The organism is Vibrio kanaloae (genome assembly GCF_024347535.1).
In the GTDB taxonomy this organism is placed as follows: domain Bacteria; phylum Pseudomonadota; class Gammaproteobacteria; order Enterobacterales; family Vibrionaceae; genus Vibrio; species Vibrio kanaloae.
Genome location: NZ_AP025497.1, coordinates 2,085,606 through 2,108,851 on the forward strand (window position 1 = coordinate 2,085,606; position 23,246 = coordinate 2,108,851).

Genomic DNA, 23,246 nt, shown 5'->3' on the forward strand with positions numbered 1-23,246 from the left:
TAAATCCATCTTAAGCATAGCTGAGCAAACATGTTCGAATTCCCACAATTTTCAAAGCACTCTGTAAAGAATGACGTGCTTTCAGGTCTAACAGTAGCCCTAGCTCTGGTACCTGAAGCTGTAGCATTCGCCTTTGTTGCTGGCGTTGACCCAATGGTTGGTCTATACGCTGCATTCATCGTAGGTTTAATCACTTCTGTCTTTGGCGGCCGTCCAGGTATGATTTCTGGTGCAACTGGTGCAATGGCCGTTGTAATGGTGAGCCTAGTGGCAACCCATGGTGTTCAATACCTATTCGCAGCCGTTATGCTGGCTGGCCTTCTGCAAATTGCAGCAGGTGTATTTAAACTAGGTAAATTTATCCGTATCGTTCCACACCCAGTAATGATTGGTTTCGTGAACGGTTTGGCCATTGTTATCTTCCTAGCTCAGCTTGGTCAATTTAAAGCGCCAGACGTAACAGGTGCGTTGACTTGGTTACCAAGCGGTCAAATGACACTGATGTTAGGCCTTGTGGCACTCACTATGGCTATCATCCACTTCCTACCTAAACTGACAACAGCGGTACCATCTTCATTGGTTGCTATTGTGACGGTAACGGCTTTGGTTGTTGGCCTTGATCTTGAAACTCGTACTGTTGTCGATTTCCTACGTACTATGTCTGGTGACGAAGCAGCAACACTAGCAGGCTCTCTACCAACATTCTCTATTCCAGCAGTGCCGCTTAGCCTAGAAACGCTATACATTATCCTGCCTTACGCCGTGATTCTTGCAGCGATTGGTCTAATTGAATCACTACTGACGCTAACCGTACTAGACGAAATGACAAACACTCGTGGTCAATCTAACCGTGAATGTGTTGGTCAAGGTATGGCTAACGTGACGTGTTCAGTCTTTGGTGCGATGGGTGGTTGTGCGATGATCGGTCAATCGATGATCAACGTAAACTCAGGTGGTCGTGGTCGTCTTTCTGGCATCGTTGCTGCCGTTGCACTACTGATGTTCATCCTATTCGGCTCTGCGCTTATTGAAATGATTCCTCTAGCAGCACTAGTGGGCGTCATGTTTATGGTTGTTATCGGTACGTTTGAATGGGCAACCTTCAAGCTTGCACGTCGCGTACCTAAGCAAGACTTCTTCGTTATCGTCCTTGTTACAGTTGTAACTGTAATGACGGATCTTGCGGTTGCTGTATTTGTGGGTGTTATTGCCTCAGCACTAATGTTTGCGTGGCAACATGCTAAGCATATCTACGCAGACACATCTGTAAACGGCAAAGGCTCTAAAGAGTACAAAGTTAACGGCCCAATCTTCTTTGGTTCAACGGCTAACTTCCTTGAGTTATTTGACGCATACAACGATCCACAAGATGTTATCGTTGATTTCGCCAATTCACGCGTTACTGACCACTCTGCTATTGAAGCGATTGATACGATTGCTGAGCGTTACGCAGCACAAGGTAAAACGCTTCACCTTCGCCACCTAAGCCAAGACTGTGTCACAATGCTACACAAAGCAGGTAGTTTGGTTGAATCAAACGTTGCAGAAGATCCAATCTACAAAGTAATGTCTAAGTAATCTTAGCCATAGCTTAAAGCTAGATTTAAGAAGGTCGACATTGAATGAATGCCGGCCTTTTTTATATCTGTGATTTACTGATGACTCAGATGCTTAATATAACTTAGACATCAGATCGAACGCAGAATCGGTTCACTGGACTCTTCAATTAAATCCAAAACCAATTCAAAGCCATTCCCTTCCCCATAATATGGGTCAGGTATTTCTTGATACTGCGACTCGCCAAAACTCAAAAACAGCGCAATCTTGTATTGCAGGTGCACTGGACATTGGCTCATTAAGTCGTCTAAATTGGCCCTATCTGCAGCGAGTATCAGGTCAAATTCTTCGAAGTCATTATCAACCACTTTACGAGAAGTAATCCCCTTAAAGCTGTAGCCTCGCTCCTCTCCTGCAGATCTCGAACGCGAGTCCGGCGAGTTACCTTGATGAAAACCAATCGTCCCCGCAGAGTCGACCACAACGTCAATATCCAGCTGTTGAGCTTTCTTCCTTAACACCGCTTCTCCTGTTGGCGAACGGCAAATATTCCCCATACAAACTACGAGTATCTTTTTCATCCCTAATCACCTGTTCTTCCGATGGTTTTTGATATCGTTAAGTTAGGCTATGATAGGTGCAATCACAACTTAAAAGGATTTGTTATGTCGACTGAAGACAACAAAGAACAACGCCACAAAGCAAGACAACAGAAAGTAAAAGAACAAGTCGATGCTCGTGTCGCTGCAGCACAAGAAGTAAAAGGCCTATTGTTGGTCATCACTGGTAACGGTAAAGGCAAATCAACATCAGGCTTCGGCACCATTACTCGCGCAGTGGGTCACGGTAAGAAATGTGCCGTTGCTCAGTTTGTTAAAGGCACTTGGGATAACGGCGAAAAGAACGTTCTCCAAAAACTCGATGTAGAGTTCCAAGTCATGGGCACAGGTTTTACGTGGGAAACTCAAAACAAAGCTCAAGATATCGAAGCCGCACAGCGCGTATGGAAAGAGTGTCAACGCATGCTGGCTGACGAGTCGATTGATGTAATTCTGTTTGATGAGCTAACCTACATGGTAAGTTATGGCTACATCGAACTCGATGAAGTGGTTGAGGCGTTGAATAACCGTCCGAAGATGCAGTCTGTAATCATTACAGGCCGTGGGGCTCACCGTACTCTAACAGAAATGGCAGATACGGTATCTGAAGTTCGTAACGTGAAGCACGCTTTCGAATCTGGAGTCAAAGCGCTACAAGGCGTTGACTGGTAATAGCCTTCAACCTGAGATCCCCGACTCGGTCATCTCCCCTATCGTCATTCCCTAGAGCAAGGGACAAGTATTATAAGCATCCAAACAAAAGCGCCATTCCTACAGTAGGAATGGCGCTTCTTTTCTATACGAGTTAGAAACGTTTAGTTAAAGAAACCTTTCAATAAACCATCTACCGCTTCTTTGGTTTTCTCGTCTTTGATCTTATCCGTTAGCTTGTTCACACCACGGTCAATCTCTTTCTGTGCTTTCTGTTTCAATACATCATCAAAAACAAGTGCAAATTTCGGGTCTGCCCACTGGCCAGTCACCTTAATTGGGATAGTCACATCTTTCAGGTCGTCAATGCTCTTACCGCCCTGACCTTCAAGCGAACCCACAATTGATGTACGAACAAGGAAATCGACCGTTTCATTAATGAAGTTCGCTTTACCTTGGCCAGTAACGCGCAGTAGTGGCGACTGTGCCGACAAGTCGTTCGTTGAAACCCAACCTTTGTCGACCTTCAGCGTCGCTTTCATTGCACTGAAATCCGTTTTTTGAGCTTCTCCTTTGCTTTCGACTTTTTCGCCTTTTATCTTGGCGTAGTTCTCTCGAATCAGTTGAGCAACGTTGATACCATTTACCGCACCATCTTCAAAGTTAATCACGATTGTGCCAACTAAGTTTTTCTTAATGCCAGTCGGAGTCAGGCTTTTACCTTTAACGTTAACATCGATATTACCGGTACCTTCCAGCGTATCGTTATTCGCAACATCAACCAGTAACGGTTGTACCTTCACGCCTTTGATTTTCTTCTTAGCCGTATAAGTCGCCGGTGTTTTACGTGCGTCTAACTTAGCTGTTGCAGAAATAGAGCCTTGGTAAAGGTTCGATGTGAATGAGGTTAGCTCTGCGATACCACGGTTAACCGAGAATGATGTTTTAACATTCTGCATTTTCGCATTGCTCGCCTTGAACTTATCAATCGTGATATCACCTTTCACATCTAACGTTTTCAGAGCCGACAGATCAGGTTCCACTTCTTTCGCAGGTGCAGAGCTACCTGAGTTTGACTTTGAACCACCAGCAGAACCAGAAGGAGCCGTGCTCGCCGTTTCTGTTGTGTTACCTAGGCCTAAGAACTCATCAAGGTCGATGTTCGGGCTATGAAGAGAAAAACGAACCTTTGGAATTTCAGACAGGGTTACGTCAGCTTTACCATCTAGCGCGATAGAGTTTGCTTGCAGCTTTTCTAACACAAAGCTCAAATGGCTCTTCGTTAGATCAAAGGTCAAATCAGACAGCATATCGACTTTCATTGGAGACTGAGGAAGCGTGTCGCCTTTGAATGTTGAGTCTAACGTTAACCTGTTCAGTGTCACTTTTGAAATCGCGCTATCGACGATTAGTTCACCGCTACCTTTCAGGTCTAAGTCAAGACCTGATGCTTTACCTACCACTGCGTAAGTCAGTTGGCTTACCTTATCGAACTCAAATATATCTAAACCAATTTTTGCGGAGTCAATTGATGTAGCAGGGTCATTAAACTTGGCGTTTAGATCAATATTGCGCAGCGCGTAACTCGCGAAGCCTTCCGCTAGTTTAAATTCAGCACTGCCGTTTGCAGAAAATTTCTGTTGATTGTTTTCGCCAGAAGCGGCAAAAGTCGCGGTTGTCCATGTATCTACTGCGAACTCAGATAAATTCAAAGACACATCGTATAACTTAGTGAATGAACCGGCTTGCTTGTCGTCCATTTCAAACAGTGCGTTTGAGATGGTGACACCTGCAAGATTGATCGTCCAATTAGAAGCTTCAGCCGCACTTTTTTCTTGAGGTACTGAGGCTGATTCAGCCGTTGTATCTACTACCGGCTCTGACTCTTGAGGTGCTGCCGCTTGTGTTAGTGCATCGATATTCTTACGGCCATCTTTAAGCGTTTCCAAATAGAACTCTGCGCCGTCTAGAGTAATGTTGCCAATCTCTAATTGATTGCTAAATAGCGGAGTAACCGAAACATCAACGCCAACGGTATCAACCTTAAATAAGTTCGGTTGGGTAAACCCTTCAGGATTACGTAATTCAGTTTGACCAAGTTCAAAGCCAATCGATGGAAAGAATTGCCAGCTGATATCGCCCTCGATCACTAGCTCTAGGCCGGTGTGTTTCTGGGCTTGTTCGACAATTAATGGCTTAAATTGGTTAGGATTCACTAACAACACTAGTGCCAGAACTGCTGCAATGACAACAAATACTGGTACGGCTACGAAAATGAGTAGTTTCTTCATCCGCATATTCCTTGCTTAGATTCCAAAAAGAAAGTGGCACTATAAAAGTGCCACTGATTCGGTAAAAAATAAAGCTAAGTGAGTCACTTAGGCTAAAGTTTTATTCGATTAAGACTTCAACAACTTCGCAATGTGTGCTTTTAACACATCAATCGCAATACGATTTTTACCACCACGAGGAACGATGATGTCTGCATGTTGTTTCGAAGGCTCGATAAACTGCATGAACATTGGACGCACTGTTTTTTGATATTGTTTAAGTACAGTATCCATTGTACGTCCACGCTCTTCTACATCACGTTTAACACGACGCAATAAACAGATGTCTAACGGTGTATCCATAAAAACACTTGCGTGCATTAGGTTACGAAGACGCGGGTCTGTTAATAGCAGAATACCTTCTAAAATGATCACTTTCTTAGGTGTAAGTGTAGTCGTTTCAGAAGTACGTGTGTGCTCAGTGTAACTGTATTCAGGAACTTCTACGGCATTGCCACTCATTAGCTGCTGTAGATGTTCACATAAAAGATCATGATCTAATGCATTTGGGTGATCGTAGTTAGTTTTAACACGCTCTTCCATACTCAAGTGACTTTGGTCGCTGTAATAGCAATCTTCCGTGATAACACCAATTTGATGGTCGCCTACTTTTTCGCGCAGCTCATTATAAATCGTACTAGCAATCAGACTTTTTCCTGAAGCTGAAGCGCCAGCGATACCTACGATGACACATTGATTATTATCAGACATTAATTTTGCACCCGATATGGTTTGGTGGTGGGAATAGATAAACTGCCTGATTATAGGGGCTAAACAACATAGATTCTAGTCGCCATTCTAGCTAATTGCAGTCAAATTGATGATATCAATGCATTTCATGAATACAATCGTTTGCTTTCAAACAGCTCCCTTATAACTATTTGCGCACCCCAATAATTATTTGTCCAACTTCAAACAGCTATGTTGGTAACCTAGATACTTTTTGCATTGATCCGCGCTATTCAACCATCGAAAAGTTAATCGCTTCTGGTCTCGCTTTTCCCGTCCAGAACATTTTCGCAGCGATATTTTCAGCAAGTTCTAGATAGTGACGCGTATGCTCACTATCCGGACGACGTATTACCGTCGGGCAACCTGCGTCAATGTCTTCTCTCACATCAATATGCAATGGAATTTGCGCCAAGATATCGAGGTGAAACTCTTCTGACATCGCTTCTGCGCCACCAGCACCGAATATATGCTCTTTTTCGCCACAGTGACTACAAATATGGTAGCTCATGTTTTCCACTAAGCCTGCCACTGGCACGCTCACTTTATCGAACATCGCCACACCTTTACGAGCATCGGCTAATGCCAAATCTTGCGGTGTAGTCACCACAACAGCACCTGTCACAGGAATCTGTTGTGACAATGTTAACTGAATATCCCCCGTGCCCGGTGGCATATCGATGACTAGGTAATCCAACTCTGGCCATACCGTTTCATTAACAAGTTGGCCTAATGCCTTGGCCGCCATTGGGCCACGCCAAATGGCAGCATCATCTTTCGATACAAGGTAACCAATGGAGTGAGTGAAAATACCGTGCACTTCAATTGGCATCATCCACTTGTTATTTTGAACTTCTGGTTTCGCGTGTAATTGGCCAAGCATCATCGGCACAGAAGGGCCATAGATATCTGCATCCAATAAACCCACTTTTGAACCAGACTTAGATAAAGCCAAAGCAAGGTTGACTGAAGTCGTCGATTTACCCACCCCACCCTTTGCAGATGTCACGGCGATGATGTTCTTCACGCCCTTCAATGGCGTCGCGACTGTGGTTTCCAGCGCAGACGGTTTCACTTTTACTTCAAACTGAAAAGCGCTAACAAGCTGTTGTTCAATCTGAGAGTGAAGCCACTGTTCCAATTCAACCGCAAGCTGATTAGCGGCAAAAGGTAAGGTGATAACAAATGATCCACGCGGATCAACCGATACAATATTTTGGTGTAGCGCCCACTCTGGGATGAGGATTGGTGACTCGAACTCATTCAACCATGAACAGAAATCTTGCTTAGAAGTAAAGTTACGCATTGGGGCTCCTTTTTTTATTTATGCTATCACCCACGAGATGAAGACTGAACCCCTAAAAAACTAGGGGAATCCTTTGTCTGATACCTTGGCGTATCACACGTTATAAAGTAGTATTACCTCTCAAATTTATACCTATCAAAAAAGCGAATTATTAAGTATGGCAACTGATCCAAGACAACTTTTGGTAACTTGTGCGCTTCCGTACGCTAACGGCTCTATTCACCTTGGCCATATGCTTGAGCATATCCAAGCTGATATCTGGGTTCGATACCAGCGTCTACGTGGCAACACTGTAAACTTCATCTGTGCTGACGATGCTCACGGCACGCCAATTATGCTTAAAGCTCAACAGATGGGTATCACGCCAGAAGAGATGATCGCTGCTGTTAGTGAAGAGCACCAAAAAGACTTCGCTGGCTTTGATATCAGCTTTGATAACTACCACAGCACACACAGCGAAGAGAACCGTGAACTGGCTTCTCACATCTACCTAGAACTTAAAAAGAACGGCTTCATTTCTAGCCGTACTATTTCTCAGCTTTTCGATCCTGAGAAAGAGATGTTCCTACCGGACCGCTTCGTAAAAGGTACTTGCCCTAAGTGTAAGTCAGAAGACCAGTATGGTGATAACTGTGATAACTGCGGTGAAACATACAGCCCAACTGAACTGATTAATCCTAAATCAGCGGTTTCTGGCGCAACTCCAGTAATGAAAGATTCTGAGCACTTCTTCTTCGACCTACCTCAGTTCGAAAGCATGCTAAAAGAGTGGACTCGTTCTGGCTCTCTACAGAATGAAACTGCAAACAAAATGCAGGAATGGTTTGAGTCTGGTCTGCAACAGTGGGATATCTCACGTGATGCACCTTACTTTGGCTTTGAAATCCCAGGCGAAAAAGACAAGTTCTTCTACGTTTGGCTAGATGCTCCTATCGGTTACATGGGGTCATTCAAAAACCTTTGTGACAAGCGCGATGACCTAGACTTCGACGAATACTGGAAGAAAGACAGCACAGCTGAACTTTACCACTTCATCGGTAAAGACATCGTTTACTTCCACAGCCTATTCTGGCCAGCAATGCTAGACGGCGCGGGCTTCCGTAAGCCAAACAACGTATTTGTACACGGCTACGTAACGGTTAACGGTGCTAAGATGTCTAAATCTAAAGGCACATTCATTAAAGCAAGTACGTACCTAAATCACTTAGACCCTGAGTGTCTACGTTACTACTACGCTGCTAAGCTAAACAGCCGTATCGATGATTTAGACCTTAACCTTGAAGACTTCACTCAACGTGTAAACGCTGATGTAGTAAACAAGATCGTTAACCTAGCTTCTCGTAACGCTGGCTTCATCACTAAGCGTTTTGAAGGCAAGCTTTCTGCTGAATTTGCAGAACCAGAACTTTACAACGAATTCGTTGCTGCTGCTGAGCGTATCGGTGAGCTATACGAAACTCGTGAGTTCAGCCGCGCTATTCGTGAAATTACTGCACTAGCTGATAAAGCTAACCAGTACATCGATGAGAAAGCACCTTGGGTTCTTGCAAAAGAAGAAGGTAAAGAGCAAGAGCTTCAAGAAGTTTCTTCTGTCGGTATTAACCTATTCCGCGTACTAATGGCTTACCTGAAACCAGTGATGCCTGAGCTTGCGGCTCGCACCGAAGCTTTCCTAAACGAAGAACTAACGTGGGAAGGTGTTGCAGCGCCGCTAACTGATCACGAAATCACTAAGTTCAAAGCGCTATTTAGCCGCATTGATCCGAAGAAAGTGGAAGCCATGATCGAGTCTTCTAAAGAAGATGCAGCCGCTGAAGCAGCAGCGAAAGAAAAAGCAGAAGCTGAAAAAGAACAAGCAAGCCAAACTGAGCTAGACAAAGAGCCAATCGCAGACGAGATTGAGTTCGATGCCTTTGCTGCAGTAGACATGCGTATTGCTCGTATCATCTCTTGTGAAGAAGTACCAAAAGCGAACAAACTACTGAAGTTCCAACTGGACATCGGTGGTGAGACTCGCCAAGTATTCTCTGGTATCAAATCAGCATACAAACCTGAAGAGCTAGAAGGCAAGCTAACTGTAATGGTAGCCAACCTAAAACCTCGTAAGATGAAATTTGGTATGTCTGAAGGCATGATCCTAGCAGCGGGCCCTGGCGGCAGCGACCTATGGATCCTTGAGCCACACGAAGGTGCTCAACCTGGTATGCGTGTAATGTAATTCTGACCTCAGTCAAGATAAAGCTGCACTCGTAGCGAATTAATCCCCAATGTAGCAAATTCATCGGGGATTTTTTATATCTACCGAATACAGACGTTCTCTGTTAGAGTCGCCATCAACTATGCTATGTAGAGTGATGGTGTATCGACGTCCGTTTTTATCGGTAGCTATTTTTGTTGATAACAATGAGCGCCGATCAAATCCACTTTACTCTCTAAACCCTTTTTAGGAACCTTCAGTGACTAACAACGAAATCTTGCGTCGTATTCAACACGCACTAAACCTTAAAAATGCACAAATCATTAAAGCTATTGAGCAAGCTGAGGTGACTGTTGCTCATGACCAAGTAATTAACTGGCTAAAAGACGACAATGACAAGTCATGCTCTAAGATGAAAGACAAAGAGTTAGCGGTATTCCTAAATGGTTTCATCAACCTTAAACGTGGTAAAAAAGAAGGTGCTCAACCTAAACCTGAAGTTGATCTAACTAACAACATGATTTTCATGAAGCTACGTATTGCATTAAACATGAAAGCAGAAGATGTACTGGACATATTAGAAGTCGTCGGCATTAGCTTGAGCAAGCACGAGGTTGGTGCGTACTTCCGTAAACCAGAAAACAAAAACTACAAGGTATGTGAAGACCAACTACTTTGTGATTTTCTAAATGGCGTCCAATTTACAAACCGCCCAGATTCAGAAGAGTTTGTAGCTTAAGTTACTAACATCCTCTCTTCAGAAATACAAAAGCGGCGAGATAATTTGATTATCTCGCCGCTTTTTCGTTTTCTTTATGTCACTTACCGAATAAACCTAAAATTTATCAGATTAGCGTTTACCGGATTAACTATCGTCTTCAGTGAAGTTAGTTGGCAACGTTGTTTTCATTTCATTCCAAACCTGCGCGCTTGCGATGCCGTAATTACGGATCACCAGTGGCAAGTTTTCTCGTTGACCACTCTCACAAATAACGAACAACTCTTTATAAAAGTTTATCGCCAAACGTCGAGCTTCTGGGTTGGAGAAGTAGTAACTACCAATGCGGTCATAGAATTTACGTACTCCGTTGAAAATCAAACCATAAATTTGATTACCTGAGTGGAACGCCAAACGTTGAAAAAGCATGTAGTCATAGAAGTTGAAAGTCTTCGCGATTAAGATCGTCTGACGTTTCGCTTCATCTTTCTCTGAATCTTCTTTGACTGCTTGCTTAATCTTGTCGGCGTATGGTGATGACTCTAAGAACTCATCCCACGTTGGTGCCGCAAGTAGCGCTTCACAAGATTCAATCACGTTGCTAATAGTACGCTCTGAAGCTTCTTTGTTTGCTTTGAATGCATAACGCATAAAGATCGGGCTGATATTAGTACGAGCAGCAAGTAAGTCTTCGACCATTTTACTTGCGTTATCAACATCCAACGTCATTAACGTATCTAGAATATGAAGACCTGAGGTTTCCATAAACTGGTTTACTTTGGTTGGTTTGCCGTGTTGGATTGTCAACCAACCATCACGAGCAAGACGCTGAAGCACTTCACGAAGCGTGGTGCGTGTTACACCAATCAGTTCAGAAAGCTCACGCTCAGCGGGTAAGATAGAGCCAGGAGCAAAACGGCCATTCCAAATACTTTCAATAATATACTTTTCTGCAAAACCTGCCGGGCTCTTCGCCTTAATGACCATCTACACTTCAATCCAATTAAATTATTCTGTTCTAATTTACTCATCATACCACTAGTCACACCTAGCGGAAACACCCTCAAAAACTTAACTCACTCATATCAAGTAATAGAGCTAAAACTCTAAAGACAAACACACGTTTGCACCCCAGCTTTAGAAAGCAAGTGACCATAAACAAGCATTCCAACAATTCATTAACACAACAAAAATTCTTTAAAATCAATGATATTGGTCATAATTTAAGAGCCATTAAATTGCAATATTAAGTTGTAAAAATCACACATAAACCGCTTTTATTCTGTGATTTTCAATCATTTCGATTAAATATTGATTCTAGTCGGTTTTTATTAAATTTTAAGTGATATGCTCGAACTACTTTGATCGCGTTTCTCAACAAAAAAGTGGTATTTTTAGCACTACAGAACTTTTCCTGTTGACTAAATGTTATCTAAGAGTAGAGTTTCGCTCAAAAATAAGCAGTGCTTGAGTTTCTAAGGGAGTGACTTGGCAAGACCACAGAACGTTACATGGAATGTAGTTTTTCTAAGTCACTGTTAGCTATAGTTTTTAATTGTTTCTATAGCTCGATCTTCAAAATGTTGTATTGCTTGTCTATTCATAATCAACATAAAAGAGTATTAACATGCCGATGTCTCTCGGAAACGCTTTTATCAAGAACTTCCTTGGTAAAGCTCCTGATTGGTATAAACTTGCCATCATTTCCTTTTTAATCATCAATCCATTTGTTTTTTTCCTAGTTGACCCATTTGTTGCGGGCTGGCTATTAGTGGTTGAGTTTATTTTCACTTTAGCAATGGCTTTAAAATGCTATCCTCTTCAACCAGGAGGTTTACTGGCGATTCAAGCGGTCGCCATAGGCATGACCAAACCTGAAATGGTATACCACGAGCTACAAGCTAACCTTCCTGTATTACTCTTATTGGTATTCATGGTTGCTGGCATCTACTTCATGAAAGAACTGCTTTTGTTCATTTTCACGAAGATACTGCTCGGTATCCAATCTAAAATACTGCTTTCTGTTGCTTTCTGTATCGCTGCCGCTTTTTTATCGGCATTCCTAGATGCGTTAACAGTAATTGCCGTTGTGATCAGTGTTGCGGTTGGCTTCTATTCTATCTACCACAAAGTGGCATCAGGCAAAGGCTCAACGTCTGCACACGATCATACTCATGATGAAGAGATCTCTGAGCTAACTCGTGATGACTTAGAAAACTACCGGGCCTTCTTACGTTCACTACTCATGCATGCAGGCGTGGGCACGGCACTAGGTGGTGTCATGACTATGGTCGGTGAACCACAGAACTTAGTGATAGCTAAACAAGCGAGTTGGGAGTTTGGTGAGTTTATCATCCGTATGCTGCCTGTCACGCTGCCAGTATTCATCTGCGGTATTCTAACTTGCGCACTTGTAGAAAAATTCAAAGTGTTTGGCTATGGTGCAAAACTACCAAATAACGTTCGCCAAATTTTGGTCGAGTTCGACAATAAAGAACGAGCAAATCGTACAAAGCAAGACATAGCAAAACTATGGGTTCAAGGTGCAATCGCAGTTTGGCTTATTGTAGGCCTTGCGCTTCACGTTGCTGAAGTGGGTTTGATTGGCCTTTCAGTTATCATCCTGGCAACGGCATTTACTGGCGTTATCGAAGAGCACTCAATGGGTAAAGCGTTTGAGGAAGCACTACCATTCACCGCTCTGTTAGCTGTTTTCTTCTGCATCGTTGCAGTAATCATCGACCAATCATTATTTAAGCCTGTAATTGATGCTGTACTTCACGTTGAAGATAAAGGTGCTCAACTCGCACTATTCTATGTGGCCAACGGTATCTTATCGATGGTTTCAGATAACGTATTCGTAGGTACGGTTTACATTAACGAAGTGAAAACAGCGCTTATTGAAGGTATCATCACTCGTGACCAATTCGACCTACTCGCAGTGGCGATCAACACGGGTACTAACCTACCTTCGGTTGCAACGCCAAACGGTCAGGCAGCATTCTTGTTCCTATTAACATCAGCACTGGCTCCGTTAATTAGACTATCTTACGGACGCATGGTTATCATGGCACTGCCTTACACAATCGTTTTGGCACTGGTTGGCCTAGCAGGCATCGTGTTCTTGGTAGAGCCGATGACAGCATGGTTCTACGATGCTGGTTGGATCATTCATCGAGCAGGTGAAGTCGTTGCTCCAGTTATCTCTGGTGGTCACTGATCCAACTTTGTGTTGTAAAGCACAATAAGTGTATCTAACTAGTCAAAAATATTCGTTGATTAGGAAACTTATCCAAGATAAAAAGCTCTGAGTATTCAGAGCTTTTTTATTTTATAGACAGGGTTAAATTCGTGAACTTTTTTGTAATGCTCAAAGACTTCTCTAAGGGACGTTTATCTTGGCTTTTACTGCTGGCTTTTATTGTATTTTTTGAGGCGTGCGCTCTTTTTTTTCAACATGTGATGATGCTTGGCCCTTGCGTGATGTGTATCTATGAACGCGTTGCTATGCTCGCAATTGGTGTTGCTGCCCTCATTGGTGTAATTGCTCCGAACAATCCAATATCGCGCTGGTTGGGCCTAGCTGGTTGGGGGTTTGGCGCATACAAAGGTTTGACACTGGCTTTAGAACACGTTGACTATCAGTTTAATCCGTCTCCTTTTGCTACTTGTGACCTATTCGTGACCTTCCCTAGCTGGGCACCTTTAAACCAATGGGCTCCTTGGATGTTTGAGGCTTATGGTGACTGCAGCAAGGTTGTGTGGCAGTTCTTAGAGCTTTCAATGCCACAGTGGCTGGTCATCATCTTCGCGGGTAACTTAGTTGCTTTCGGTTTTGTAGTGATTTCTCAATTCGTTAAATCAAAGAATGATTAACAATTAGCTCATTCATCATGTTCAGAAACGAAAAAGTCGACCCAAAGGTCGACTTTTTTATTACTTAAAATTTTATCACTTAAGAAAATCTGTTACTCACTCAAGCTAAGTTGCTCAATAAGCCGTAATTAGCTGTTTTTACCGCAGCATTGTTTAAACTTCTTGCCGCTTTCACATGGGCAAAGGTCGTTTCGACCAATATCTTTAAACGGGTTTACGCTCTGGGATTTATTGCCCAACATAGCTTCATCCGCTGCCATTGCCACTTCTGAGATCATCAGATCGACTTGACCCACTAAATCGGCAAGCGATGGTGGGTTGGTAAGCCCTGCAGCGATCATTTGTTGTTGAGTTTGCTCTTCATCAATCGCAAGCATCAAGGTTGTTAGGAGCGCTTGTAACATGCGCAGAGTGCCATCCACGACTGTTACGCTCTGCCACTGCTCTTCCACTGTTGGCCAAACCATCATGAAACCTTCCGCAAAATCTGCGAACTGCTCATTGAAGTCACCTTCAGTCAAAACGTCAGACAGTAAGTATTCACTACGCTGAATCAGGTTATGCTGGCGGTTAATCTGTTCCGTCACTAATGTTACAAGCTCTTTGCCCGCTTCAGGCGCTACAATAGCAAGCCATTCTTCAGGGTCGAGTGGCTTTGTCGCTAGGTTAGACGCAAGGATTGCACCTTCAATAAACGGCGGCGTAATGTCTGAGATAGATTCAGGTAGGCTTAATAATTGATATGTCATGAAAGCTCTGGATATTGGGGCATTTTCTGTATTATAACGCCATCGCTCCTAAAATGTCGCTATTAACCAATGAAACCGACATCCATCTAACCGGCAAAGATATAGTAGTAGGTACACCACACTCATAGTGACAATCCTGTAAGCACACCGTACAATCACGCCTCTTAAATTTTCGGTACACTCAGTTTCGGTAGCAAACAATATGCGAGTAATACTTGGCCCTATGGAGGGCGTACTAGATCATCTAATGCGCGAAATTCTGACAGAGATCAATGATTATGACCTCTGTGTGACAGAGTTTGTGCGCGTAGTTGATCAACTTCTGCCTCCGCATGTTTTCCACCGTATTTGCCCTGAATTACATCAAGGCTCTCAAACCATGGCAGGTGTGCCTATCCATCTCCAACTTCTTGGACAACACCCAAATTGGATGGCCGAAAATGCCTTCCAAGCTGCAAATTTAGGCGCTAAAGGCATTGATATTAACTTTGGTTGCCCTGCAAAGGCGGTAAACAAAAGTAATGGTGGAGCTTCACTGTTAAAAGAGCCAGAACTCATCTATCAAGTGGTAAAAGCCTGCCGAGAGGCGGTGCCTGCACACATTCCCGTTTCCGCAAAAATTCGATTAGGCTGGGAGCATCCTGAAGAGTGCTTTGAAATTGTCGACGCTATCGAGCAAGCAAAAGCTGACGAACTCACCGTACATGCACGAACCAAAATTGGCGGCTATAAAGCCAGCGAAATCAAATGGGACTACATCAATCAAATAAGAGAGAAAACGTCTCTGCCGTTGATTGCCAATGGGGAAATTTGGAACTATCAAGATGGCCAAGATTGCATTAAAGCAACAGGGGTGGACTCATTGATGGTTTGCCGAGGCGCCTTCAACATTCCGAACCTTGGTAATGTCGTTAAGCACGACCATCAAAAAATGCCGTGGAATAGAGTGATTGAACTTTTATTGCGTTATTCAGAGTTTCAAATTAAAGGGGATAAAGGCATGTACTACCCCAATAGAGTAAAGCAGTGGTTTGTCTACCTGAGTAAAGGTTACCCTGAAGCGAACGAACTATTTAAAGAAATTCGTACTTTCAAGAAAGCGCCTCCCATTGTAGAGCGCCTTCAGCGTTATCAAGAGGAACACAGCCAAACAGTTTGAGTGAGTTCCCTCTTATCTCTTTATAAAGCCTCAATAGCGTGGTTAAAATACTATGCGGTCTTTGCCAGTAGTCTTAGCCACATAAAGCTTTTCATCCGCGTATTTGAATATCTCGTCAAAGTTGAGGTTGTTGTGTTCAGCCTCAACAATACAAACCCCACCTGATATCGTGAAACCATCAGGGATAATGTCCGTTGAGTTTGCACTAATTGCATTTTTAACGCGTTGTAATGTTTTTATCATGGCCGCTCGATCATCACCTTCCAGATAAACGACGAATTCTTCCCCACCAAACCTTGCAGCTACATCGCTATTTCGAATACTACTACTAATCTGACGCGACATATAACGAATCACATCATCACCTTTATCATGACCATAGGTATCATTAATCGACTTGAAGTCATCAATATCAAATACTATTAAAGCAAACAATTGGTCATGTTCTACGCTACTCCAAAAAACTTCCAAGCCACGTCGATTCAATAACCCAGTCATAGGATCTTTAGCTGCAAGATCTTTAAAATAGATACGTTCCATATTGGAATTAACGTAGAAAAAAATCGTTACAGAAAACATATACACGATAATAGCCACAATAAGGCTGTCTTTCTCATAAACAAAAAAGTGCTCAATCTCTTTCGCAAGGTCAAACTCGTAGTAAATCGCTTGATGAGACGCGACCCCTTCCAATGCTATCTCGTGATAGAAGGTGGCATTATCAGTCGGATTGACTAATGTGATATCAACGATAACAATTCGACCCACTAGATGCTCACTAGAGTTAGCAAGTAGCTTATCAGCATCAATATCCACCGATAACATCCCTTGATGGGCTCCTTTATGAAATACTGGAATTGTCATACTAATAATTCGATCAAGGGAATCAAACCGGTATGCAGGGCCAGATAGTGTTAGATGATCTGGGTTGTTAGCTGTTTTCTGCCAATAAGGGCGACTTTTGATTGTCGACAGTAGTTCTTTGCTTAATCCCTTAGCAATATCTTCAGGTGATGAAATAACGTAACCAAGTGTATCAATAAAGTAAATGCCGTTGTGATACTCATCAAGCTGGGACAAGAATGAAAGAATAGGCGCCAGAGTAATCTTCTTTGAGGCATTTATGTAACTGTCACTATCACTGTTTTCAGAACATAAGGACTCCTCACCAACCAACATGTAGTTGATATCAATAGAGGGAATGTCTGAAGTTTTGCCATCGGCAAGCAGTAACACGTCAATAGGCCAAATACGACAAAGGCCACCAACCACTTGTTTGTTATGGTCGAGGGAAAAAGGATTACCGGATTTATGGTAATTAGAAAAGCTATAATCTAAGGCGATGACGATTTTAGCCGTCCGTTTAAACGCCTCTTCGATACGGTGAAATTCGCTGTCGATTTCCTTTTCTACAGCGTCAAAATGGTTCTTAACTATTAAACTAAGCAGCATTAAGGCGATCACGACGGGAAATCCGAAGACAAAGTGAAGGCTAAAGCGCCTGTTTATTTTCATATAATTTGCTCTTAGCGTTTAGCTACTTTCATTTATACCATTAATATTATTACACTAATCCACAGCCCTCTCGATATAAAATAATGTAAATTGATATTAACGGCAGGCTTAACGGTGAAGTGACTATTCGCAAACTAATAAAAAAGAACGCTGTTTGATATTAAGATGATTAAGTTTGAATCATTAAAAACTAATTCAAGCTCTGTTAACAAAGTAACTGATAGATAGTCCGTCAATTGAGACCTACTAAAGAGGTTTATCGGCTAATGACGGCACGCTCAAGCACAGACTGAGGCACGATCACGCCAAGTGCACGAGCAGCGTCTAGGTTAACCATCAGCTGTGAACTCTGCGCAGTTTTGACACTCAACTTTCCAGGTTTTTGCCCATTCAGAATCGCAACTACATAGTCAGCAGTTTTCACTCCAACGTCATAATAATCTAGACCTAAACCTGCAATAGCTCCCTGCCCAACATAAGAAGTGGCCCCTGCAACCACTGGCGTCCCTGCTTGATTCGCTGCTTCTATAAGTTCTTCCATACCGCTTGCAACAGTATTGTCGGTCAACGCGTAGATAACATCAGACTTCCTAGCGACAGATTTTGCTTTTGCTTCTACGTCTTCAACACTCAATGCTTTTTCGATGAGGAGAGTGAAACCAAAATCTCGCGCAGCCTTTCTCAATAGCCCGATTAAAGCAACCGCATTTGCCTCTGCCGGATTGTAAACAACACCGATTGAACTTGCCTGAGGAAAAAGTTCTCTAATTAACGATACATGTTGAGAGATCGGTGATAAGTCAGAAAGGCCAGTGACATTTCGACCCGGTTTTTCCAACTGTTTTACAAGTCTTGCCCCGATTGGATCTGTAACCGCTGTAAACACAATAGGAATGGATCGTGTTGCCGATACTAGAGCCTGAGAGGTAGGTGTCGAGATGCCGACTAATACATGAGGGTTTTCACTGACGAACTTTCTAGCTATTTTCGCAGCTTGCGCTGGATTACCATCAGCTAGCTCATAGGAAAACTCTAAGTTTTTACCAGATTCAAAACCTTTAGCTCGTAGCCCTTCAATCAATCCTAAACGTGTCGCGTTTAAATCAGGATGGTCTACCACTTGCGATACTGACACTTTGACTATGTTTGCCATCACGTTTCCAGTCCATAGCAGCAGAAAACCACTCAAAGCAGCCGTTAATACTTTTCTTACCGAAACCATCAATACTTCCTTCATCAAGATCTCGTTGTTATTGTTCGATCTAAGAGAATAATACCACACCCGCTATTGATATAATTACCAACAACAATTAATAACTTGAAGTGATATCTAACAGAAACACAACAAAGTTCTAATTATGTGAGAAAGATTGGTCGAGATGAGTCAGCAAATAACAAACTAAGTGGGCACAAGTAGATGCGCAAAATCTGAGAACAAACCATCAACGATGTGTAGCCGTTCTCAGACGATAAGGATCGATGAGGTATTGTTAGAACCAGCGTTCCATTGACGATTTATCTAACTGGCGGAATGCACGGTTCAAAATGATCGCCAATTCTTTATAGCGAGGGCGTGGCTTCATTGGCTCCAATGCAAAACCTGTTTCGCTGATCTTCTCGTGCAGTTCGCGATACCACGATACTAACGCTGGCGGGAGTTGAGTGTTTGAGCGATTGCCTAACCACCACATACCTTGAAGCGGTAAACTAATAGCAAACAAAGCCATAACTACGGCTTGCGGTATCGCTTGGTTATTATTAAAGACCATTTGCGTCAAAACGCTGATAGCAGCTATCGCGGGCATCACTTTTACACCAAAGCGCGTGGCTTTAATGATGCGTTGCTCTGGGAAAATAGCGTTTAACTCTTTTCGGACAGGCCAAAGATCCATGTATTTTTGGCCATCTTTTAAACTGCTCGTTAAACCAACTCTATTGCTCATATGAGCCTCCCACTAAAAAAAAGTTGAAACCATCAACTAAAAACACAAGAATTTGACGAAAAATAATATTATTTCAAATTTTTTTGTTATATTTGCACAATATCGCTATTATTTGCAGACCTCAATCTCATTGTTGCCCTTATTTACAATTTAAGCAACTTTGAGAAGACTTCTGCAAGGAATGCTCAAGCCTCTTTTTTGAAAAAGTGCGCTTTCACTTTATACGGAAATTAACGTTTTTTTGACCAAGGTTAGTACGCAAGCCCACATGCTTCGTCTATTCTTGAGATTAATTTTCATCCTTAACTGATTTCGATCAGAAAAATTAACAGGTAGTCATTAATGTCTAAGCTAGTTTTAGTTTTAAACTGTGGTAGTTCTTCTCTTAAATTCGCTGTGGTTGATGCAGAAACAGGTGCGGAGCACCTCACTGGTCTTGCTGAGTGTCTAGGTCTTCCAGAAGCTCGTATGAAGTGGAAACTTGATGGCAAGCACGAAGCACAACTAGGCGCGGGCGCAGCTCACGTAGAAGCACTATCTTTCATGGTAGAAACTATTCTTGCTTCTAAGCCAGAGCTTAAAGCTAACCTTGGCGCTATCGGTCACCGTATCGTACACGGTGGCGAGCAGTTTACTTCTTCTGCCCTTATCACTGATGAAGTTCTTAAAGGTATTCAAGACGCTGCGACTTTCGCACCTCTTCACAACCCAGCTCATCTTATCGGTATCGAAGCAGCTCAACAGAACTTCCCTGGCCTTAAGAACGTTGCTGTATTTGACACTGCGTTCCACCAAACAATGCCTTCTGAGTCTTACCTATACGCTCTACCGTACAACCTATATAAAGAGCACGGTATCCGTCGTTACGGCATGCACGGTACTTCTCACCTATTCATCACTCGTGAAGTTGCAGGCCTACTAAACAAGCCAGTTGAAGAAGTTAACATCATCAACTGTCACCTAGGTAACGGCGCTTCTGTATGTGCTATCAAGAACGGTCAATCTGTAGATACGTCTATGGGTCTTACTCCTCTTGAAGGCCTTGTAATGGGTACTCGTTGTGGTGACCTAGATCCTGCTATCATCTTCCACCTACACGACGCTCTTGGTTACTCTGTTGAAGAAATCAACAACATGCTGACTAAAGAGTCTGGTCTTGCTGGTCTAACTGAAGTGACTTCTGACTGTCGTTTCGTTGAAGACAACTACGGTGAAAAAGAAGAAGCAACTCGTGCAATGGACGTGTTCTGTCACCGTCTAGCTAAATACGTTGCTGGTTACACTGCAACTCTAGAAGGTCGTCTAGACGCAATCACTTTCACTGGCGGCATCGGCGAGAACTCTGGCCCAATCCGTGAAATGGTGCTTAACCGCCTAGGCATCTTCGGCATCGAAGTTGACAGCGAAGCTAACCTTAAAGCTCGTTTCGGCGGCGAAGGTACTATCACTACAGCTAACAGCCGCATCCCTGCAATGGTTATCTCAACTAACGAAGAGCTAGTCATTGCTGAAGACACTGCAGAACTAGCAGGTCTTTAATTGATTTTTCTGACTAGTTTCACTTGAAGCTAGTCAGCTTTTCATACTAAGAAAATGGGGCTCAACTTCTATTCCTACCCCAATTTAAATATCGGTGGGGATAGCCGTTGAGCTTTTTTATTTCCAATAGTCAAAGGTGTTCGTCAATGTCACGTACTATTATGCTTATCCCTACAAGCGCTGGTGTTGGTCTTACTAGTGTTAGCATGGGTGTTCTTCGCGCTATGGAGCGCAAGGGCGTAAGTGTTTCTTTCTACAAGCCAATTGCTCAACCTCGTAGCGGTGGTGATCAACCCGATCTAACGTCTACTATTATCAGCGTAAACAGCGACATTAAGATTGGTGAGCCTATCGCGATGACTAAAGCTGAAGCTTTGATCGGTAGCGAAAAAATGGACGAACTTCTTGAGTCTGTTGTTGAACAATACAACAAGATCAACAAAGACGCAGAAGTTACGCTTATTGAAGGCCTAGTTCCAACTCGTAAGCACCCATTTGCAAACCAAGTAAACGCAGAAATCGCGAAGACACTTGGCGCGGAGATCGTATTCGTTGCAACTCCTGGTACTGACAACCCTACGCAACTTAAAGAGCGTATCGAAGTAGCATGTTCTAACTTCGGCGGTACTAAGAACAAGAGTATTAAAGGTGTAATCATCAACAAGCTTAACGCTCCTGTTGATGAAGCTGGCCGTACTCGTCCTGACCTTTCTGAAATCTTCGATGATGCAGATAGCGCTCAGCAAGCGAATCTTGAAGTCATGCAAATCTTCAACTCTAGCCCTATCCGTGTTCTTGGCTGCGTGCCATGGAGCATCGACCTAATCGCAACTCGTGCGGTTGATATGGCTAAGCACCTTAACGCTGAAATCGTTAATGAAGGTGAGATATCTAAACGTCGTATTAAGAGCATCACTTTCTGTGCTCGTTCTCTACCGCACATGATTGAACACTTTAAGCCAGGTTCACTGCTAGTAACTTCTGCAGACCGTCCTGACGTTATCGTTGCTGCGGCACTTGCTGCGAAAAATGGTGTTGAAATTGGTGCAATTTTGCTGACTGGCGGTTACGACATCCCAGAAAGCATTGCTAAACTTTGTGCACCAGCATTTGCTTCAGGCTTACCGATCTTCAAAGCTCAAGGTAACACTTGGCAGACGTCTCTAAACCTACAAAGCTTCAACCTAGAAGTTCCTGCGGACGATAAAGAGCGTATCGAGTTTGTTAACGATCACGTTGCTAGCCACATTGATGGACCTTGGATTGATTCTCTATCTGAAGGAACTCAAGGCATTCGTCGTCTAAGCCCACCAGCATTCCGTTACCAGCTAACTGAATTCGCTCGTAAAGCGGCTAAGCGTATTGTTCTTCCTGAAGGTGATGAGCCACGTACGGTAAAAGCTGCGGCTATCTGTGCTGAGCGCGGTATCGCAACATGTGTGCTTCTAGGTAACCCTGAAGAAATCCGTCGCGTTGCTGCACAGCAAGGCGTTGAGCTTGGCGCAGGCGTTGAGATCATTGATTCTGCATCAGTTCGCGAAAACTACGTTGCTCGTCTAGTAGAACTTCGTGGCGCTAAAGGTATGACTGAAGTTGTGGCTCGTGAGAAGCTAAACGATTCAGTATTCCTAGGCACTATGATGCTCGAAGCGGGTGAAGTTGACGGTCTAGTTTCTGGTGCTGTTCACACAACGGCGAACACTATTGTTCCTCCGTTCCAGATCATCAAGACGGCTCCTGATGCTTCTATCGTATCTTCAATCTTCTTCATGCTTCTGCCTGATCAAGTTCTTGTATACGGTGACTGTGCGATCAACCCAGATCCAACAGCAGAACAACTTGCTGAAATCGCTATCCAATCTGCAGATTCTGCTGCGGCATTCGGTATCGACCCACGTGTTGCTATGATCTCTTACTCTACTGGTGAATCTGGTAAAGGTGCAGATGTAGATAAAGTACGTGAAGCAACCAAACTTGCTCAAGAGAAACGTCCTGATCTAGTGATCGACGGTCCTCTACAGTACGATGCAGCAATCATGGAAAACGTTGCTGCTTCTAAAGCACCTAACTCTCCAGTTGCAGGTAAAGCGACAGTATTCGTATTCCCAGACCTAAACACGGGTAACACGACTTACAAAGCGGTACAGCGTTCAGCAGACCTAGTGTCTATTGGTCCAATGCTTCAAGGTATGCGCAAGCCAGTAAATGACTTGTCTCGTGGCGCTCTGGTAGACGACATCGTTTACACCGTTGCTCTAACGGCTATCCAAGCGGATCAAGCAGCTCAAGCTGAAGAAAAAGTAGTTAACTAATTTTTCTTTTGTAGAGAGCAAAAACCCTAGATTCTTATCTAGGGTTTTTTTATGTCTAATGCTTAA

The 23,246-nt window shown here is 43.2% G+C and carries 18 protein-coding genes; 9 read left to right on the forward strand and 9 right to left on the reverse strand.

Translation table 11 applies throughout. The features are described from left to right. Positions 1–30: 30 nt before the first annotated feature. On the forward strand, positions 31–1,578 hold the full coding sequence (locus tag OCV24_RS09425) for a SulP family inorganic anion transporter (RefSeq protein WP_017054979.1): 1,548 nt from the start codon (positions 31–33) through the stop codon (positions 1,576–1,578). Between the two features lie 110 nt (positions 1,579–1,688). On the opposite strand, the gene OCV24_RS09430 is transcribed toward OCV24_RS09425, so the two are convergent. Continuing rightward, entirely contained in the window at positions 1,689–2,138 is a 450-nt protein-coding gene (locus OCV24_RS09430; RefSeq protein WP_017054978.1) for a low molecular weight protein-tyrosine-phosphatase, read from the reverse strand. A gap of 84 nt (positions 2,139–2,222) precedes the next feature. On the opposite strand from OCV24_RS09430, the gene cobO reads away from it, so the two are divergent. After that, positions 2,223–2,828 carry a cob(I)yrinic acid a,c-diamide adenosyltransferase gene (gene cobO, locus OCV24_RS09435; RefSeq protein WP_017054977.1) on the forward strand — a complete coding sequence of 202 codons (606 nt, stop codon included), beginning with the start codon at positions 2,223–2,225 and terminating at the stop codon, positions 2,826–2,828. Positions 2,829–2,971: 143 nt separating this feature from the next. Here cobO and OCV24_RS09440 read toward each other — a convergent pair whose 3' ends face one another. The 3 genes from OCV24_RS09440 to apbC all read right to left on the reverse strand — a co-directional run bounded on the left by OCV24_RS09440 (position 2,972) and on the right by apbC (position 7,172). Beyond that, positions 2,972–5,098, reverse strand: coding sequence for an AsmA family protein (locus tag OCV24_RS09440; protein WP_017054976.1), 2,127 nt, complete (start codon positions 5,096–5,098; stop codon positions 2,972–2,974). 108 nt (positions 5,099–5,206) lie between these two features. After that, positions 5,207–5,848 (reverse strand): uridine kinase, encoded by a 642-nt coding sequence (gene udk, locus OCV24_RS09445; RefSeq protein ID WP_017054975.1) that lies wholly within the window; start codon positions 5,846–5,848, stop codon positions 5,207–5,209. 247 nt (positions 5,849–6,095) lie between these two features. Then, the gene (apbC, locus tag OCV24_RS09450) at positions 6,096–7,172 is read right to left on the reverse strand and encodes an iron-sulfur cluster carrier protein ApbC (RefSeq protein WP_150877830.1); all 1,077 of its coding nucleotides are present in this window, start codon (positions 7,170–7,172) and stop codon (positions 6,096–6,098) included. Positions 7,173–7,329: 157 nt separating this feature from the next. Between apbC and metG the strand changes: the two genes are divergently transcribed. Both metG and OCV24_RS09460 read left to right on the forward strand, forming a co-directional pair. Continuing rightward, complete coding sequence (metG, locus tag OCV24_RS09455) at positions 7,330–9,390, forward strand: methionine--tRNA ligase (RefSeq protein WP_146449988.1); 2,061 nt, start codon at positions 7,330–7,332, stop codon at positions 9,388–9,390. Positions 9,391–9,628: 238 nt separating this feature from the next. After that, complete coding sequence (locus tag OCV24_RS09460; protein ID WP_046222700.1) at positions 9,629–10,108, forward strand: YehS family protein; 480 nt, start codon at positions 9,629–9,631, stop codon at positions 10,106–10,108. A 126-nt stretch (positions 10,109–10,234) separates the two neighbouring features. Here the strand turns inward: OCV24_RS09460 and fadR are convergent, their stop codons facing one another. After that, positions 10,235–11,074 (reverse strand): fatty acid metabolism transcriptional regulator FadR, encoded by an 840-nt coding sequence (fadR, locus tag OCV24_RS09465; protein WP_017054971.1) that lies wholly within the window; start codon positions 11,072–11,074, stop codon positions 10,235–10,237. Between the two features lie 640 nt (positions 11,075–11,714). On the opposite strand from fadR, the gene nhaB reads away from it, so the two are divergent. Further along, positions 11,715–13,307 (forward strand): Na(+)/H(+) antiporter NhaB, encoded by a 1,593-nt coding sequence (nhaB, locus tag OCV24_RS09470; RefSeq protein ID WP_017054970.1) that lies wholly within the window; start codon positions 11,715–11,717, stop codon positions 13,305–13,307. Positions 13,308–13,453: 146 nt separating this feature from the next. Then, positions 13,454–13,963: a disulfide bond formation protein DsbB gene (gene dsbB / locus OCV24_RS09475; RefSeq protein WP_102507178.1), complete on the forward strand. Its 510-nt coding sequence runs from the start codon at positions 13,454–13,456 to the stop codon at positions 13,961–13,963. 128 nt (positions 13,964–14,091) lie between these two features. On the opposite strand, the gene OCV24_RS09480 is transcribed toward dsbB, so the two are convergent. Further along, the gene (locus OCV24_RS09480) at positions 14,092–14,712 is read right to left on the reverse strand and encodes a YecA/YgfB family protein (protein ID WP_017054968.1); all 621 of its coding nucleotides are present in this window, start codon (positions 14,710–14,712) and stop codon (positions 14,092–14,094) included. A gap of 202 nt (positions 14,713–14,914) precedes the next feature. On the opposite strand from OCV24_RS09480, the gene dusC reads away from it, so the two are divergent. Further along, positions 14,915–15,871 carry a tRNA dihydrouridine(16) synthase DusC gene (gene dusC / locus OCV24_RS09485; protein ID WP_137025202.1) on the forward strand — a complete coding sequence of 319 codons (957 nt, stop codon included), beginning with the start codon at positions 14,915–14,917 and terminating at the stop codon, positions 15,869–15,871. A 42-nt stretch (positions 15,872–15,913) separates the two neighbouring features. Here dusC and OCV24_RS09490 read toward each other — a convergent pair whose 3' ends face one another. From OCV24_RS09490 to yfbV, 3 genes are all read right to left on the reverse strand, one after another. Further along, positions 15,914–17,386, reverse strand: coding sequence for a GGDEF domain-containing protein (locus tag OCV24_RS09490; protein ID WP_150877828.1), 1,473 nt, complete (start codon positions 17,384–17,386; stop codon positions 15,914–15,916). Positions 17,387–17,642: 256 nt separating this feature from the next. After that, positions 17,643–18,608, reverse strand: coding sequence for an ABC transporter substrate-binding protein (locus OCV24_RS09495; RefSeq protein WP_077680185.1), 966 nt, complete (start codon positions 18,606–18,608; stop codon positions 17,643–17,645). Positions 18,609–18,876: 268 nt separating this feature from the next. Further along, positions 18,877–19,329 (reverse strand): terminus macrodomain insulation protein YfbV, encoded by a 453-nt coding sequence (yfbV, locus tag OCV24_RS09500; protein WP_077680184.1) that lies wholly within the window; start codon positions 19,327–19,329, stop codon positions 18,877–18,879. Positions 19,330–19,671: 342 nt separating this feature from the next. Here yfbV and OCV24_RS09505 point away from each other — a divergent pair, with 342 nt between their 5' ends. Together OCV24_RS09505 and pta are read left to right on the forward strand one after the other, a co-directional pair. Next, on the forward strand, positions 19,672–20,868 hold the full coding sequence (locus OCV24_RS09505) for an acetate kinase (RefSeq protein ID WP_046222695.1): 1,197 nt from the start codon (positions 19,672–19,674) through the stop codon (positions 20,866–20,868). A 146-nt stretch (positions 20,869–21,014) separates the two neighbouring features. Beyond that, the gene (gene pta, locus OCV24_RS09510) at positions 21,015–23,180 is read left to right on the forward strand and encodes a phosphate acetyltransferase (protein ID WP_150877825.1); all 2,166 of its coding nucleotides are present in this window, start codon (positions 21,015–21,017) and stop codon (positions 23,178–23,180) included. The last annotated feature ends 66 nt before the right edge of the window (positions 23,181–23,246 follow it).